Raw genomic sequence first — 16,919 nt, 5'->3', positions numbered from 1 at the left:
ATGGAGCAGACAGGGAGATCAGGATCAGTCTTTTTTTTTGTTTAATACGAAAGGAGAGAGATTTGAATGAAGCTGAAAAGCAGCAATCAAGGATATCCGCGTTTAGGACAGAATAGAGAATGGAAAAAGGTGCTTGAGTCTTTCTGGAAAAAAGAAATAAGTGAGCCTGTCTTCCTGTCAAAAATGAAAGAACTCAGGATTGAAAACGTCCGCAAGCAAAAAGAAGCGGGCATTGATCTTGTCCCGGTCGGTGATTTTACGTTCTACGATGCGATGCTTGATATGGCCTGGATGTTTAACCTGATTCCTGAAAGGCACCGGACAGAAAATCCGTCCTCCATTGACTGCTATTTTTCCATGGCAAGGGGATCGAAGCGCGCAACAGCGTGCGCGATGACGAAGTGGTTTGACACGAATTACCATTATCTCGTACCAGAGTGGGAAGGCTCAGAGCCGAAGCTCAATTTTAACAAACCCCTTGAGCATTATCTTGAAGCAAAAGAATGGACGGATGGAAAACCTGTCATCATCGGTCCTTATACCTTTATCCGGCTTTCTAAGGGCTATGAATCTCTTGAAAAGGCTGCAGAGAAGCTGCTGCCTCTATATGCCCAGCTTCTCCAGCAGCTGGAAGAACACGGCGCGCAAATCGTTCAAGTGGATGAACCGGCATTTGTTTATGAAGAAACCTCCGAAGATTTCCCGATTATTCAGACCATGTATTCTGATTTGGACGGGAAAGTGAGCAGCCTTAAGATTTGCATACAAACGTATTTTGAATCTCCTGAAGCTTATCAGCAGTTAATGACCTTGCCTGTCAGCGGATGGGGTCTTGATTTTACAAGAGGAAATACGATTGACATAATGGAAAAGCACAGATTTCCGTCAGATAAAATTTTGGCAGCAGGAATGATTGACGGGCGAAACATATGGCGGGCTAAAGGGACGGAATCACTAAAACTAATGGAGTTTCTGCAAAATAAAATCAAGCCTTGCGAGCTATGGATCCAGCCCTCCTGCAGCCTCATTCATGTACCGGAGACACTAGAAGGTGAAGTCAGCCTTCCGGCAGGTCTTTATAACAATCTGTCTTTCGCAAAAGAAAAACTTGAGGAATGCGTCCTCCTAGCAGGGAGCAGCGATTTGGAAGCTAAAAATAAAATTCTTGAATGGGATCACGCCTATCAGGATTTAACAAACTATCGGAAATCTGAAAATCTCTCTGATCAGGTTCAATCCTTCAAGAGGAAGCAGCCATTTTCCGAGAGAGAGGAAATTCAAAGAAAGGCCTTTCAGCTCCCATTGCTTCCGTTGACAACAATCGGCAGTTTTCCGCAGACGAAAGAGGTGAGAAAGCAGCGGAAGAGATTCCGGGACGGCCTTCTTTCAAAACAGGAATATGATGTGTTTGTAAAAAGGGAAACAAAGCGGTGGATCGGGATTCAGGAGGAAGCAGGCCTGGACGTTCTCGTGCATGGAGAATTCGAGCGGAATGATATGGTTGAGTACTTCGGTGAAAACCTGGATGGTTTTGCCTTTACTAAACATGGCTGGGTCCAGTCTTACGGCTCCAGGGGGGTAAAGCCACCCATCATTTTTGGGGACATCGGCTGGAGAGGACCCATTACCTCCGGGCTTGCTTTGTACTCGCAGTCCCTGTCGGATAAGCCTGTAAAAGGGATGCTGACAGGTCCCGTGACGATTCTGAACTGGTCCTTCCCGCGTGATGATCAAAGCAGCGAAGTTCTTGCAAGCTTTATTGCAGCAGCTCTAAGAAAAGAAGTGCTGGAGCTTGAAAAAGCCGGGATCTCCATGATTCAAATAGATGAACCAGCGTTTAGAGAGGGTCTCCCGCTTAAAAAAAGCAAACAGGCGGCTTATACAGAATGGGCAGTGAATGCATTCAGAGCGACTCATTGGGATGTGAGGGCTGATACGCAGATTCACACTCATATGTGCTATAGTGATTTCTCAGAAATGATTGACGCAATATCCGATATGGATGCTGACGTCCTATCCATTGAAACATCAAGGGGCGGCGGCGAAATGATCAGCACCTTTAAAGAGTTCAGCTATGATAAAATGATCGGACTAGGAGTGTATGATATACACAGCCCGCGAATTCCTTCAGCCGCTGAGATGGAAAAGGTGATTGAGCAGTGCCTCGTCGTTCTGCCGGCCGGCCGGTTTTGGATTAATCCGGACTGCGGTCTGAAAACGAGATCTGAAGAGGAGGCGATACAATCCCTCCGCAATATGGCAGAAGCCGCGTTTCGTGTTAGAGAAAACCTTTCGATTTCAATTGTTTAACAGGGGAGGCCTCCTTTTGGTATAGAAGGAGGTTTTCTTTTTGCAGGGATTGGAAAAAAGCATTGGAACGATCTGAGATCCTCCCTTATAATGGGAAAAGATGAATGATGTAAGCTGGAGGAAGAAATGAAAGAATTCGAGGATCAACAAGAACTTTTATTTTATAAGCGTCTAATAGATTCGATACCTTTTGCTTTTGAGTATAAGGATTCTGAATCAGGCAGATTTTATCGGCATCAGCCTGCAGCAGAACAAGAAGGTTCGTTTACCATTGCATCTTTAGAAGGAGAGCTGCTGGAAAAGCTGGAAGAGAAGCTTGCGCCGCTGGCTGATTTGATACCGCATCATCTAGTTATCACTGATGCTGATGGAAAGATTACACTGTGCAACAGACAGTCGGCTGCCGATTTAAAGGCTGATCCTGAAGCCGTGATCGGTACACATATAAGGGAGCTGCTGCGTATACCTGATCAGCAGATTGCCATATTGGAAACGCTCCAGACCGGACAGGCTATCCGCAATCGGGAATTATGGGACCGTAATTATGGAATCGTTAATACATATATCATACGAAGGCACGATGGGAGTATAAGCAGGGTAGCAGGATTATTTCATTTCCTGAATAACTTGAAGGATGCTGAAAAAATGGCGATGTCAGGGAGAATTGCAGCAGGAATCGCGCATGAGATCAGAAATCCCCTTACAACTGTCCGGGGGTATCTCCAGCTTCTCAGCGGACAGCTCGGTCCAGATATGAACCGGCTGTTTTCGGCTTTGCTTATTCCTGAGATCGATCGTGCGAACGGTATTATTACGGATTTTTTGAGGTTATCAAAAACGGAGGCGCTGCCATTTGAGACTCTATATGTGTCAGACTTTCTCAAGGGATATTTAGGAAAGTTTCTGCACAGTGAAGCGTTCCTTCATGACACGGATCTAATCATTGACTGTAAAAAGGTACTGCCTGAAACAGCGATCCTCGGAAACAAGGAGGAGCTTCTGCAAGTATTTATGAATCTGTTTGCTAACGCCCAGCAGGCAAAGACCATAAATAAAAAACTAAAGGTTGATGTGAAAGCAGCCATATACGGAGATGTAGTGCAAATATCTTTTTCGGATAACGGGAGCGGAATTGAGCCTGAGGTTCTCGTTCATATATTCGATCCATTTTTTACAATGAAGGATGATGGAACAGGGCTGGGTCTCTCTATTTCAAGAAAGATCATTGAAAATCATCATGGTGAACTTCGGGTTGTCAGCAATAAGGAAGGGACATCCTTTTACATGGAATTCCCTATTGCATTAACCGAACCAAATGAAGACAGATAATGCAAAACCGGCAAGGCCGATCAAAAGAAAGCTAAGGTGAAACAAAAGGGCCGTTTGTTTTTCAGGAACGGTCTTCTCCAGAATGGACCAATATAATAAGCCGCCAGCAGCAAATAACTTAAAGCCGCCAGCTGCGGTTATTCTTATTTCATTCAGCTCCTCTTTGCTCCATTTTGATGAAATGGAAAAGGAAAACCCGATTGCTGCCATCATAAAACCAATCAGTGACAAGAACGCTTTACCAATCATGTGTTATCCTCCCGCTGCAGCAAAAGTGTCCGGAAACCAGGAAATGTGTTTTCTGTGCCGGCTGTCCCAAATGAAAGCTCTCTGCTGAAAATCGGTCCGCCGTACACAAAGGTATGAAACTCCCCGTTTTCTCCGCATGAATCGGCTGATTTTTCGATAGTTTGAATAAATGATTTATTGTATTGATGTCCCAGTAAAGAATATGGAAGCTTTGATTTATCTATTCCGCAAATGGAAGCTTTATAGCCATCCTTTATAAACTGACGGGCTAGAGATTCAGTCTGTTCTCCCCATAGAGGAAAAATAGCCTGTAAACCGCAGGCCGTGACCAGATCTTCTCTATATTTACGAAGATCCTTTAAAAAGATGTCCCCAAATGCAACATGAGTTATTTCATTTTCTTTACAGTTTTTTAGAAATTCGCCCAGGCTCTCCTCATATTCATTATTAGATGGAGATGGTGAGAGTTCTAAGAATTGAATAGGAAGGCGGAGGCTTGCTGCCTGATCTTTTAGTAAATCCTCTCCGATTCCATGAAAAGGAACGCTGCGGGCAACCCGGTTGATCGATGTAAAAAGTCCAGAGATAGGATATTCCGGGTTTTGCAAAAGCCTGTGAAGCATCATGGTGCTGTCTTTTCCTCCGCTCCATGAAACAATCGTCTTTTTCAATACATTTCACCTCTTAAGCTAATTGTATCCTACTGCCAAAGATATTTCTAAGCAGCAGAAATTACTGGGTAATTTGCACCTATTTTGATTTTTTATAAAACCTACCCGATAACTCGGGTTGACAATCGTTCGAATTGTGCTAAAATTTGAAATCAATAACACATCATACTTATCCAGAGCGGTGGAGGGACCTGGCCCTTTGAAACCCGGCAACCTGCTTGAAAGCAAGGTGCTAAATCCAGCAAAATGGAATCCATTTTGGGAGATAAGGGGAATACACCTCACAAGTCTTTCTAAAATGGAAGGCTTTTTATTTTTGTATTGGGGAGGGGCTGTCCGTGGGGGAGCAGGATCAGCTTGAAGAAGTTATCGGAAAGCTAAAAGAAATGCTTCAGGCAATGAAATACGGATCCATCACCCTGGTTGTCCAGGATGGTAAGATCATTCAGCTTGAGAAAAATGAAAAAGTCAGACTGAAATAAAAATCCAATATGAGTACGCTGACTAGACAAACTAGAGGCGGGAACGGTTTGCCTGCTCTTTGTTTATGCAGCGGCGCGTTCCTGCCTTTTTGCGTTGGTTTTAAAAAAGAGGAGTGTAAATTTATGCTGACATTCGAAAATTGGACAGAAACCGCTCCAGAATTCGAAAATGATGACAAAACGGTCGAAGCGCTTAACGTTCTGGAATGGGCGTATTCTCATTATCAGGACGATTTAGTTTATGCATGCAGCTTCGGTATTGAAGGGATTGTTCTGATCGATCTCATATCGAAAATAAAAAAGGATGCGAGAATTGTATTTTTAGATACTGAGCTCCATTTCAAAGAAACCTATGATTTGATTGGCCGTGTAAAGGCACGGTATCCTGCTTTAAATATTTTATTGAAAAAACCGCCTTTAACTGTAGCTGAACAGGCGGCAAAGCATGGGGACGAACTATGGAAGCGAAATCCGAATGAATGCTGCAGAATCAGGAAAGTGCTTCCTCTCAGAGAGGTAATGAGCACCGAAAAGGCATGGATATCCGGATTGCGCAGAGAGCAATCCCCTTCAAGAAAAAACACCCAGTTCCTGAACCGGGATGATAAGTTTGAAAATGTTAAAATTTGCCCGCTTATTCACTGGACGTGGAAAGATGTATGGCGGTATGCCCACAAAAATGACTTGGACTACAATGTTCTCCATGATCAAGGATACCCGAGCATCGGTTGCAAGCCATGCACCCAGCCTGCCATCAATGTAAATGATGCAAGATCCGGCCGCTGGAACGGCAGCCAAAAGACAGAATGCGGTCTGCACGGTTGAGGGCTCAATTATGATGGAAGCTGCCGCAATCATCCTCAGCTTGTTTTTTGCGATGAACATTGGGGCAAGCGGGGCGGCTGCTTCCATGGGTGTGGCATACGGGTCAGGGGCAATTAATCGCAGAATGGCAGCCCTCCTTCTATGCGGAGCAGGCGTTATTCTGGGAGCTGTACTGGGGGGAGGAGAAGTCGTTAAAACGATCAGCTCCGGCATTATTCCGCAGTCGATGATCACCATGCAAATTGTGCTTGTCGTTATCGGCTCCGCTGCGATTTCGTTATTTATGGCCAATTTGATGGGGATTCCGCTGTCTACAAGTGAAGTTACAGTTGGAGCGGTAGTCGGGGTTGGGGTCGCCTATCATGCTTTATATGTCCAATCTGTTCTAATCATCATGATGTTCTGGGTCATCATTCCAGTGGCAGCCTTTTTTATTACCTATTTTATATGCAGAGCATGTAAGCCGCTTTTTTCCAGGCTAGAGGCCCGAGGGGGAAAGCTGCTGATTTATCTTTTGATTGCAGCAGGATTTTTTGAAGCATTCTCAGCTGGAATGAATAATGTTGCCAACGCTGTCGGCCCGCTGGTAGCGGCGGGAGTTATTTCTGTAAACAAAGGGGTATGGATTGGGGGCTTTTTCGTAGCAGCGGGTGCTGTCCTTCTGGGCGGACGGGTCCTTGAGACGAATGGGAAGAAAATAACAAGACTTTCGAAAACAGAAGGTATAGTTATTTCGGGTACGGGTGCTCTGCTTGTCACCATCAGCTCGCTATTCGGTCTTCCCGTGCCTTTAACCCAGGTGACATCCACATCCATCATGGCGTCCGGGGCTGCTAAAAATGGTGCAATTGTTTTTCAAAAGGGCATCGTGAAAAAAATCGTAAAAGTATGGATTGTTTCGCCACTGGTGAGCCTGGCGATCTCGTACGTCATGGTTAAGCTGTTTGTACAATCCGATTTTTATTCCACATTTTCAGCCGTTGCGATTATGGTTGCAACGCTTGGAGTTCTCTCTTTAATGAAAGCAATAAAAAAAGAAAAGCGCTCTGTGCATGAACAAGGCGGAGGAATTTAAATTCGAAACCAAGTAGTTTTATCTGAATAGGAGGAGTTATAGATGAGTTTAACACCGCATGGAGGAAAGCTAATACAGCGAACCGATTTGGGCATGGATGTGGGATCTTTAGAGAAAACGATCGAACTGGATGCTATGGCATTAAGTGACTTGGAGCTTATCGCTATAGGAGGGTATAGCCCGCTGTCAGGATTTTTATCTGAAAAAGATTATCTCAGTGTAGTAGAAACAATGAAACTCTCAGATGGAACGGTATGGTCCATCCCTATTACGCTTCCAATCTCTGAAAAGAAGGCTACAGAACTTAACAGCGGAGATCAGGCAAAGCTTGTTTTTGAGGGAGAAGAATATGGTTTTATAGATATTGGGGAGATTTACAAACCGGATAAAGAAAAAGAAGCCATTAACGTCTACAGAACCTCTGACCGGAACCATCCTGGGGTGAAAAAATTATTCTCAAGAGGAGAGTTTTACGTTAGCGGAGATATCACACTCATAAAGCGGACGCAGCCTGATTTTCCAGATCACTATTTTGTCCCGGCTGAAACAAGAGCAGCGTTTGAACAAAAAGGCTGGAAAACGATTGTTGGATTCCAAACGAGAAACCCGGTCCACAGGGCGCATGAATACATTCAGAAAACGGCTCTTGAGACCGTCGATGGCCTCTACTTAAACCCGCTGGTAGGGGAAACCAAATCTGATGACATTTCAGCCTCCATCAGAATGAAAAGCTATGGAGTTCTTCTTGATGAATACTATCCGAAGGAACGGGTATTTCTTGGGGTGTTCCCTGCTGCAATGAGATATGCGGGTCCAAGAGAAGCGATTTTCCATGCATTGGTACGAAAAAATTATGGATGCACTCATTTTATCGTCGGAAGAGATCATGCAGGTGTCGGCGATTATTACGGTACGTATGATGCCCAGTATATATTTGACGAATTTAAACCTGAAGAAATCGGCATTACACCGCTCCGTTTTGAGCACAGCTTTTACTGCAGCAAATGCGAAGGTATGGCGACGACCAAATCATGTCCGCACGCTCCGGAGCATCGGGTGATTCTTTCTGGTACTAAAGTAAGAGAGATGCTCCGTAAGGGAGAAGTTCCCCCAAGCACATTCAGCAGGCCTGAGGTCATCAAAGTGCTGATTGAGGGAATGAGAGAGACACAGACGGAAGCGGAGGAAGTTCGATGACACAATCTGCTAATGTTACATGGCACCAGCAGTCTATTTCCAAAGAGGAGCGGAGAGAACGGAACGGCCATCATAGTTTTGTTATCTGGTTTACGGGGTTATCGGGGTCAGGCAAATCAACAGTTGCTAATGAACTGGCGCGGAAGCTTTATGAAAACGGTGTGCAGGTTTATGTGCTGGACGGGGACAATGTCCGCCATGGCCTCAATGGGGATCTCGGGTTTTCAGACAGTGACCGCCGCGAAAATATTAGGAGAATCGGAGAAGTATCCAAGCTGTTTACTGATGCTGGAAGTGTCGTCATTACAGCCTTCATTTCGCCTTTTAAGGAAGACCGGAGTCAGGTGCGTGACCTTCTTGACGCAGATGAATTTATTGAAGTGTTTACAGATTGCTCACTTGAAAAATGCGAAGAACGGGATCCTAAAGGACTATATAAAAAAGCAAGGAATGGAGAAATCAAAGGATTTACAGGAATCGATTCCCCTTACGAGAAACCGGATCATCCGGAAATTGTGCTCGACAGCGGGGAATTCAATCCTTCTGAATGCGCAGATCAGGTTCTCCACTATTTAAAAGATAAACAGTTTGTCAGCTTAAAAAATGCATAAGGCTATTTCCGAGTAAGGACTTGAAACCCCTTGTACGGTATAATCATTCAAGGGAGGGATGATAATGTCGAAGGTGTACCTCGTGGGAGCAGGCCCGGGAGATCCAGACCTGATTACAGTAAAAGGGCTGCGATGCATCCAGGAGGCCGATACCATTTTATATGACCGGCTTGTAAACAAAGAATTGCTAAAGCACGCAAAAGAAGGCGCTGACCTCATTTACTGCGGAAAGCTGCCGGATTATCATACAATGAAACAGGAAACCATTAACCGGTTCCTCATAAAATTTGCTAAAGGCGGCCATGTAGTAACAAGGCTTAAGGGCGGAGATCCATTTGTTTTCGGCCGCGGCGGAGAAGAAGCGGAAGCTCTTGTCAAACATGGAGTCGAATTTGAAGTGGTTCCGGGAATTACATCCGGAATTGCTGCTGCTGCCTATGCAGGAATTCCAGTAACCCACAGGGAAGCGAGCGGAAGTGTTGCATTCATCACCGGCCACCGAAAAGAGGGGGAGGAAGAAAGCAGCCGCTGGAAAAGCTTAGCCGGGGGAGTAGATACCCTTGCCATTTACATGGGGATCAGTCAGCTGCCATATATACAGGAACAGCTCCTGGCCCATGGGAAGCCTGCTAAAACTCCGGCAGCGGTGATCCACTGGGGGAGCACGGATGAGCAAAGAACCGTAACCGGAACACTGGCTGACATCCATGAAGCTGTAAAGCAGGGCGGTATATCCAATCCGAGCATGATTATCATTGGAGAAGTGGTTACATACCGTGAGCAGCTCAAATGGTTCAAAGAGGACAGGACAGATTCTCAAGTAAGTGAGGCGCTCTAAATGAAGCAGGCTGTTTTGTATATATGCCACGGAAGCCGCGTGAAAAAAGCGCGTGATGAGGCTATAGAATTTATTTCAGCATGTAAAAAGCACGTGCAAGCACCCATCCAGGAAATTTGTTTTCTGGAACTTGCAGAACCGGATATAAAAACCGGGTTTGAATTGTGCCTGAATAAAGGCGCAGACTCTATAGCGGTTATTCCTGTACTTCTGCTTACAGCCGCCCACGCGAAATCCGATATACCCGAAGAGCTTGAAGCAGTCATGAAAGAACATCCTAATATAGCTGTTTCCTATGGCGCGCCAATCGGCGTTCAAGGGGAAATGTCCGAAGCAATTCTTGAACGCTTGAGTCCGCTCCCTGCTCATGAAAACGCCAGAGCTCTGCTTGTAGGAAGAGGCAGCTCCGATCCGGATGTAAAAAAGGACTTAGGGGCAATAGCGAAAGGCGTAGAGGAGCGGACAGAGGGGCTCGAAGTCAACATATGCTACTTAACAGCGGCTGAGCCTTCTTTTTCAGAGGTTTTAAAAAGGATTCAGGAGTTTCCCGAAAAAAAAATCTATATTGTCCCTTATTTGCTGTTTACCGGTCTTCTCATGAACGGAATTGAAAAAGAAATCAGTTTGCTTAAAACCGATAAACAAATCATTCTTTGCTCATACGTAGGTTTTTCAAAGCATGTACAAGCTGCTTTTATAAAGAGAGTACAAGAAGCGTTAGAAAAGCTGCTGGCGTCTTCTGCTGAAGCAGAGGTGAGACTGTGATTCCTTTAATGATTAATTTTTCTGAAAAACCTATCCTTATTGCCGGAGGCGGGAAAATCGCGTACCGCAGGCTTATGATATTTCTAAAGGAAGAGGCCGCCATCACGGTCATCAGTCCTGAAGCAGTGAGCGAAATAAGGGATCTTCATTTGTCGGGGGAAATTCAGTGGATTAAGCGGAAGATAAGAAAGGAAGACTTGGATGGCTACTTTTTAATCATTGCCGCAACAGATGACCGGTTGGCAAACAAATGCATAGCCGAACAGACTCATCCACTGCAGCTAGTGAACATTGCTGATGAAGCGAAGGATGGAAATGTTGAAGTACCCATGCGTGCCTCTAAAGGAAAACTGACCGTTTCCGTACATACAGGCGGTTCCAGTCCGGCTATGGCTAAAGAAATCTGTTCAAAGCTCATTGGCAGTATAGAGGATGAAACCTTTGAATTGCTTGAACAGAGTTACCTGGTAAGACAAAAGCGTAAAACGAATCAAGAAATATGAGGGGGCTGTCCAATAACCCCTGCTAAGAGGATAGGATTGAATGAAACCCCCTGAATGCTTTGAATGAGCATACAGGGGGTTTTGGTTTTTACTTAGCATTTTCGAACAATTATTGTATAGGCTGATTGGAGGGGAAGGTGCGCGACTCCTTGCTAAGAGCAGCGGAAAAGGTGAGACCCCCGCAAAGCAAGCACCTGCAGCGGAAATCAGCCCAAATCAATCTGCCTTTGAATGCGAACAGAGCTTTGAAAACTGACTATGTGGACAGCCCTCTTTTTTGACTGTTTCCATACTCAAGTTGACAAAATGGCAGAAGTCCTATATGATAGATTTATAAGTTCATATGAACTCCAAAGGGGAGTAGCAGTTCAAATAAAGTCGTCATTACGAGATAACCGTCTCCGGCTTTATTGGCAGCATATTGTTGTTTGCGAGACCTTTGCCAAATTGTTGGTAAAGGCATTTTTGTATTCAGGGCGCTTTTACCGGCATGGTAAAGGCGCCCTTTTGATTTTGATGAAATGAAAGGAATGGATCGCTATGAGAAAACCAGTCAGATATTCAATGGAAGAATTTATCCGCAGGAATAAGCAGGAGCTGACAAGCAATGCTGATTTAATGGAAAAGCTAGAAGAAAGAATTGAAGACCGGTATACGGTCGTATATCCAGAAAAAGCAAGAAACATATACCCAGTCTGCAGACCGATAGGAGAAGATGACGAATGATGAAGAAATTGATTGCAGCCATGACAGCCGCTGCACTGCTTTTTACCCCGGTAACAAACCTGATTCCAGATCAGGGTGTCAAAACCGTTGAAGCGAAAGGATTTAAGAAGAGCGGGGGATTTGGAAACCGATCCTCCATTTTAGATAAAAAACCGCAGGTGAACAAATACAATAACAGTAAAAATTCTGCTGTTTCTAAAGCGAAGAACCGTTCACTCATGAAGGGTCTGATAGCAGGCGGATTAGCGGGTCTTCTGTTCGGGAGCTTGCTTGCGAACATGGGGATCTTCGGTTCAATCATCGGATTTCTTATCAATGTGATAGGAATCTTTATCTTACTATATGCAATTAGAAAAATTTATCAGCTGGTGAAGCGCAGACGCGTATATCATCAATAACAGGAAAAGGAGCCGGGAAGGCTCCTTTTTTTAGTGTTTAGGTGTTAAGCTTGGTTTTTGGTTTCCTCTTCGGGCGATCACTTGCAGGTCCAATCAACAGGTTTAAAAAATCAACATCATCCTTTAACTTAGCCTATTGTTTAAGCCGCTTCACCAAATCGGGATCCGGTGTAACAAAAACGGTTTGCTGATGGTCATAGATCACAAAGCCGGGTTTTGAACCGCTCGGTTTTTTTACATGGCGGACGAGAGTGAAGTCAACTGGAACAGATGCGGAGCTTCTCGCCTTACTGTAATAGGAAGCAATATTGGCTGCTTCCAGTATGGTTTCCTCAGCTGGATCCTTGGATTTAATGACAACGTGAGAGCCTGGAATGTCCTTCGTATGAAGCCACGTATCATCTCTCGCTGCAGCACGGTTGGTTAAGTATTCATTTTGTTTGTTGTTTTTCCCGACAAGGATGACGGTGCCGTCTGATGCAGCATACTGCTCTAGGACGGGGAGGACCACTTTCGGTTTCTTGCCCTTTTTCAAAATCTTCTTCTTCATATAACCGCCATCCTGAAGCTCTTCGCGGATTTCTTCTAAATCTTTTGGGGAAGCAGACTCTATTTGCTGCAGAAGATTATTCAAGTAGTCAATTTCCTCTCCTGCCAATCTTAATTGCTCATGGATATGGGCAATGGATTTTTTAGCCTTCTGATACTTAGTAAAATAGCTCTGAGCATTTTCAGACGGGGTTTTCTGAGGACTCAGTGCAATGGTTATAGTGCTTCCGTTCTCATCATAATAATTCAACACTTCAGCTTGCCTATCTCCGCGTTTCATAGAATACAAATTGGCGGTCAGCAGCTCCCCGTATAGCTGGAATTTCTCTGCATCCTCCGCATCGACTAGAGACCGTTGAAGTTTTTTGATCTTTGACTTATTTTTTTTCAGTTCGTTGGAAAGAAACCGCTCCAGATCATTTCCCTGCTGTTTAACACGGTCGCGGTCTGCTTTCCCGAAATAATATCTGTCCAAAAGCCCGCTTAAGGAATCGAAAAATTTTCTTTCTCCTTTTAAATGGGTGAGGTCCGTTAAATAAAAGGCTTCTTTTTCATTTCCTGTAATCATGACAGGATTCAAGCTGCCCTGCTGAAGACGATTCATTGTCTCTATAAATGCCTTAGGAAGGGTTTCCCGATTGACCATGCCTGAACGTTCAGTAATCTCGCGTGCCAGCAGCGGGGAAATACCTGCAAAATGCTCTACAAGCTGTTTGTCAAGTTTACCTCCATAGAAATCAAGCTTTTTTAAGATCGTTTCCTCGTCCAAACCAAAAGGCGGCGTTTTGTCCTGGCTAGGAGGAAACACATAAGGATGTCCAGGCAATACGGTACGATAGCTGTTGACGGCAGGGGGGAGATGCTTAATGCTGTCGAGTATAATTTGCCGTTCTGAATCAACAAGCACCATATTGCTGTGGCGGCCCATGATTTCAACAATCAGTTCCTTATGGGTGACATCCCCCAGTTCACTGCGGGCTTTTACACGGAAAATAATGATCCGCTCCATATCCTTTTGCTCAATTTGTTCAATGACACTGCCCTCCAGGTGCTTTCTCAGCAGCATGCAAAACATGGGAGGAGAGGAGGGGTTATCATAATTTTCATTGGTTAAGTGAATCCTCGCATAACTCGGATGCGCAGAAATCAGCAATTTATAATTGGTGCCCCCTGAACGTATTTGAAGAATCAGTTCATTTTTATAAGGCTGATATATTTTAGAGATTCTGCCATTCCCGAGCTTTCCCTGAAGCTCTTTTGTCATGGCATATGTAAATATTCCGTCAAACGACATGTCCTTCACCTGCTCTGTTTCGTAAAGATTTAGAGGATTGTCCCTCTAGTTGCATTTCCATGAATGATCCGTATTTGCTGCTGCAAATAACGCTGCTTATGGAAGCTTCTCTCTATTATAACGTGTTAGACTGGTATCTTTCACTATAAATACCTTTACTGCCTAATGTCCTGCATAAAAAGGCTCCCCTTTTTTAAAAGTCATTTTTCTGTGCTTGTCTGAATAAGATGGTGATAGAGAAGGGCTTGACCAAATTGGAGCAAGGGGTGCATATGCAGATCATGAAATGGCATGAGATGGAGATTCAGGATGTGGCGGAGTCCGTTAACACCGACCGGGACACAGGCCTTTCGGACAGAGAGGTCCATTCCCGCTATGGTAAATTTGGCTACAATGAGCTGCAGGAGGCGGAAAAGACTTCCGCGCTTTTATTATTTTTGGGTCAGTTTAAAGATTTTATGGTGCTCGTCCTGCTTGGAGCTACCATTATTTCTGCATTTTTAGGAGAATACATTGATGCCGTTGCGATTGTGGCGATCGTCCTTATGAATGGGATTCTGGGGTATTTCCAGGAAAGGCGGGCTGAAAAATCTCTTGAAGCTCTGAAACAGCTTTCTGCTCCACAGGTAAGCTGTCTTAGGGATGGGGAGTGGGGAAGGATTCCTTCCAGAGAATTAGTGCCGGGAGATATTATAAAATTTACTTCAGGGGACAGAATTGGAGCCGACCTGAGACTATTATCCGTAAAAAGTCTGGAAATTGAGGAGTCTGCATTGACGGGAGAATCGGTACCCGTGCAAAAAACAAATGGAGCATTACAGGTAAAAGAAGCGGGTCTCGGGGATTTAACGAATATGGCCTTTATGGGGACGCTTGTAACAAGAGGCAGCGGAATCGGGATGGTCGTAGCAACAGGGATGAAAACGGCAATGGGGCAAATTGCTGATTTGCTGCAGACGGCTGAATCCTTGGACACGCCGCTGCAGAAACGGCTTGAACAGCTTGGAAAGATTTTGATCGTGGTCGCTCTTATATTGACTGCTCTTGTAGTGGGCGTGGGCGTCATTCAAGGACACAGCTTATATTCCATGTTCCTTGCAGGGGTTTCCCTGGCGGTAGCGGCCATACCGGAGGGCTTGCCGGCTATTGTCACCGTTGCTTTATCCCTTGGTGTACAGCGGATGATTAAGCAGCGTTCCATCGTCCGGAAGCTGCCGGCGGTGGAAACGCTTGGGTGTGCTTCGGTCATCTGTTCAGATAAAACCGGAACGATGACTCAAAATAAAATGACCGTAACCGATATATGGTCAGGCGGGAAGCAGTGGAAGGTATCAGGAACGGGATTTGATGTGAATGGGGAATTTACGTATAAGGAAAGAACGGTTGCCCTGAAAGAAGAAAAAGCGCTGCAGCAAATATTAACGTTCGGAATGCTTTGCAATACAGCTGAATTTTCTGAAACGGAAGCTGAAAAGAGGATTGACGGGGACCCGACAGAAGGCGCTTTGCTGATTGCCGGAATGAAGGCTGGAATGACAAGAGAATCGCTTAATAAGAAATTTACGATTGTCGAGGAGTTCCCATTTGATTCCACAAGGAAAATGATGAGTGTCATTGCAGAGGACTCTGCGGGGAAGCGTTTTGTTGTAACAAAAGGTGCACCTGACGTCCTTCTTGGCATCGCAGGGCAGGTTCTTTGGGAAGACCGTCAGCAATCTATGACTTCACAATATGAACAGCGCATTAAAGAGTCGATTGAGAGCATGGCGTCCAAAGCGCTAAGAACGATTGCCATTGCCTACAAGCCAATAGGCAAGGACCGGGTGTATAAGCAGGAGGATGCCGAAAAGGATTTAGTATTTGTCGGGCTTCAGGGAATGATTGATCCGCCAAGGCCTGAGGTCAAGCAGGCAATTAAAGAATGCCGGGCTGCTGGCATCAAAACGATCATGATTACGGGCGATCATGTTATTACCGCACGGGCTATAGCCAAGCAGCTTGACCTTCTGCCTCACAACGGAAAGGTTATGGACGGGGCGGCACTGAACAAGCTTTCTTCTGATGAATTAGAGAAAGTGGTAGAGGATGTCTATGTTTTTGCAAGGGTTTCACCTGAACATAAGCTTAAAATTGTGAAAGCCTTTCAAAAACGCGGCCATATCGTGGCAATGACAGGAGACGGTGTGAATGATGCCCCTGCCATTAAAGCTGCAGACATTGGTATATCAATGGGCATTACAGGGACAGATGTTGCGAAGGAAGCATCAGCGCTTGTTCTGGCAGATGACAACTTTGCCACTATTAAATCCGCGATCCGTGAAGGAAGAAACATATACGAGAACATCCGGAAATTCATCCGTTACCTGCTCGCATCCAATGTAGGAGAAATCTTGGTTATGCTGTTTGCGATGATTCTTGCTCTTCCCCTTCCTTTAGTGCCTATCCAAATCCTATGGGTGAATTTGGTGACGGACGGACTGCCGGCAATGGCGCTCGGCCTGGATCAGCCTGAAGGGAATTTGATGAATCGCAAGCCTCGTCATCCTAAAGAAGGGGTATTTGCGAGAAAGCTTGGATGGAAAGTGATTTCAAGGGGATTCTTAATTGGAGCAGCAACGCTTGCTGCCTTCATGTTTATCTATAACCGTGATCCTGAAAATCTGGCATATGCCCAGACGGTTGCTTTTTCAACTCTCGTTATGGCTCAGCTCATTCATGTATTCGACTGCCGCAGTGAGAAATCCATTTTTGACCGAAATCCATTTGAAAATTTATACCTGCTGGGAGCGGTTGCCTCATCCATCCTGCTTATGCTTGTCGTCATCTATTATCCGCCGCTTCAGCCGATCTTCAAAACGGTATCCATCATCCCTAGGGATTGGATTCTTATCCTTGGAATGGCCTCACTTCCTACATTTTTACTGGCCGGCTCACTTTTAACAAGAAAATCCTAATTTGTTATGATATAATTCACAAGGTAATAGCGCGCCTATTACCTTTTTATTTTTTCTGTATCCATCTGCTGTTTACCGTTATCCCATACAACTTTCAGCAGCGAGGTTTTGCAGGGACATCATATATTTCCAATTCACTCTTG

At 44.9% G+C, this 16,919-nt stretch carries 16 protein-coding genes and 1 riboswitch; of the genes, 13 read left to right on the top strand and 3 right to left on the bottom strand.

Features of this window, described 5'->3' with window-relative positions; translation table 11 throughout:
• Positions 1-66 precede the first annotated feature (66 nt).
• On the top strand, positions 67-2,310 hold the full coding sequence (gene metE / locus AS29_RS19215) for a 5-methyltetrahydropteroyltriglutamate--homocysteine S-methyltransferase (RefSeq protein WP_156505988.1): 2,244 nt from the start codon (positions 67-69) through the stop codon (positions 2,308-2,310).
• Between the two features lie 126 nt (positions 2,311-2,436).
• Positions 2,437-3,639: a two-component system sensor histidine kinase NtrB gene (locus tag AS29_RS19210; RefSeq protein WP_035412861.1), complete on the top strand. Its 1,203-nt coding sequence runs from the start codon at positions 2,437-2,439 to the stop codon at positions 3,637-3,639.
• Here the strand turns inward: AS29_RS19210 and AS29_RS19205 are convergent.
• Entirely contained in the window at positions 3,613-3,888 is a 276-nt protein-coding gene (locus AS29_RS19205) for a hypothetical protein (RefSeq protein ID WP_035412858.1), read from the bottom strand. The two genes, AS29_RS19210 and AS29_RS19205, sit on opposite strands and share 27 nt — an antisense overlap.
• Positions 3,885-4,559, bottom strand: coding sequence for a hypothetical protein (locus AS29_RS19200; protein ID WP_051860848.1), 675 nt, complete (start codon positions 4,557-4,559; stop codon positions 3,885-3,887). The genes AS29_RS19205 and AS29_RS19200 overlap by 4 nt, the downstream gene beginning before the upstream one ends.
• 166 nt (positions 4,560-4,725) lie before the next feature.
• A riboswitch (SAM riboswitch) is annotated at positions 4,726-4,831 on the top strand.
• Positions 4,832-4,927: 96 nt separating this feature from the next.
• Between AS29_RS19200 and AS29_RS19195 the strand changes: the two genes are divergently transcribed.
• From AS29_RS19195 to AS29_RS19150, 10 genes are all read left to right on the top strand, one after another.
• Positions 4,928-5,041, top strand: a complete 114-nt coding sequence (locus AS29_RS19195; protein ID WP_431190701.1) for a YezD family protein — start codon at positions 4,928-4,930, stop codon at positions 5,039-5,041.
• Between the two features lie 123 nt (positions 5,042-5,164).
• Positions 5,165-5,866, top strand: coding sequence for a phosphoadenylyl-sulfate reductase (locus tag AS29_RS19190; RefSeq protein WP_035412855.1), 702 nt, complete (start codon positions 5,165-5,167; stop codon positions 5,864-5,866).
• Between the two features lie 13 nt (positions 5,867-5,879).
• Positions 5,880-6,941, top strand: coding sequence for an inorganic phosphate transporter (locus AS29_RS19185; RefSeq protein ID WP_035413380.1), 1,062 nt, complete (start codon positions 5,880-5,882; stop codon positions 6,939-6,941).
• A gap of 42 nt (positions 6,942-6,983) precedes the next feature.
• On the top strand, positions 6,984-8,138 hold the full coding sequence (gene sat, locus AS29_RS19180; RefSeq protein ID WP_035412852.1) for a sulfate adenylyltransferase: 1,155 nt from the start codon (positions 6,984-6,986) through the stop codon (positions 8,136-8,138).
• Positions 8,135-8,749: an adenylyl-sulfate kinase gene (cysC, locus tag AS29_RS19175; protein ID WP_035412848.1), complete on the top strand. Its 615-nt coding sequence runs from the start codon at positions 8,135-8,137 to the stop codon at positions 8,747-8,749. The genes sat and cysC overlap by 4 nt, the downstream gene beginning before the upstream one ends.
• Before the next feature lie 64 nt (positions 8,750-8,813).
• Positions 8,814-9,587, top strand: coding sequence for a uroporphyrinogen-III C-methyltransferase (gene cobA / locus AS29_RS19170; RefSeq protein WP_035412845.1), 774 nt, complete (start codon positions 8,814-8,816; stop codon positions 9,585-9,587).
• Positions 9,588-10,352, top strand: a complete 765-nt coding sequence (locus AS29_RS19165; RefSeq protein ID WP_051860847.1) for a sirohydrochlorin chelatase — start codon at positions 9,588-9,590, stop codon at positions 10,350-10,352.
• Positions 10,349-10,855 carry a precorrin-2 dehydrogenase/sirohydrochlorin ferrochelatase family protein gene (locus AS29_RS19160; RefSeq protein WP_035412842.1) on the top strand — a complete coding sequence of 169 codons (507 nt, stop codon included), beginning with the start codon at positions 10,349-10,351 and terminating at the stop codon, positions 10,853-10,855. The genes AS29_RS19165 and AS29_RS19160 overlap by 4 nt, the downstream gene beginning before the upstream one ends.
• 540 nt (positions 10,856-11,395) lie before the next feature.
• A complete protein-coding gene (locus tag AS29_RS19155; protein ID WP_035412839.1) occupies positions 11,396-11,581 on the top strand; it encodes an FbpB family small basic protein in 186 nt (61 codons plus the stop codon).
• Positions 11,578-11,979, top strand: coding sequence for a hypothetical protein (locus AS29_RS19150; RefSeq protein ID WP_082883917.1), 402 nt, complete (start codon positions 11,578-11,580; stop codon positions 11,977-11,979). Before AS29_RS19155 ends, AS29_RS19150 begins: the two co-directional genes overlap by 4 nt.
• Positions 11,980-12,112: 133 nt before the next feature.
• On the opposite strand, the gene AS29_RS19145 is transcribed toward AS29_RS19150, so the two are convergent.
• Positions 12,113-13,822: an Rqc2 family fibronectin-binding protein gene (locus AS29_RS19145; RefSeq protein WP_035412835.1), complete on the bottom strand. Its 1,710-nt coding sequence runs from the start codon at positions 13,820-13,822 to the stop codon at positions 12,113-12,115.
• A gap of 281 nt (positions 13,823-14,103) precedes the next feature.
• Between AS29_RS19145 and AS29_RS19140 the strand changes: the two genes are divergently transcribed.
• Positions 14,104-16,776, top strand: coding sequence for a cation-translocating P-type ATPase (locus tag AS29_RS19140; protein ID WP_035413374.1), 2,673 nt, complete (start codon positions 14,104-14,106; stop codon positions 16,774-16,776).
• The last annotated feature ends 143 nt before the right edge of the window (positions 16,777-16,919 follow it).

Origin of the sequence: Bacillus sp. SJS (assembly GCF_000732485.2) — a bacterium.
GTDB classification, from domain to species: domain Bacteria; phylum Bacillota; class Bacilli; order Bacillales; family Bacillaceae; genus Metabacillus_B; species Metabacillus_B sediminis.
Note: the sequence above shows the minus strand (reverse complement) of the source record. Positions and strands in the feature narration are given on the sequence as shown.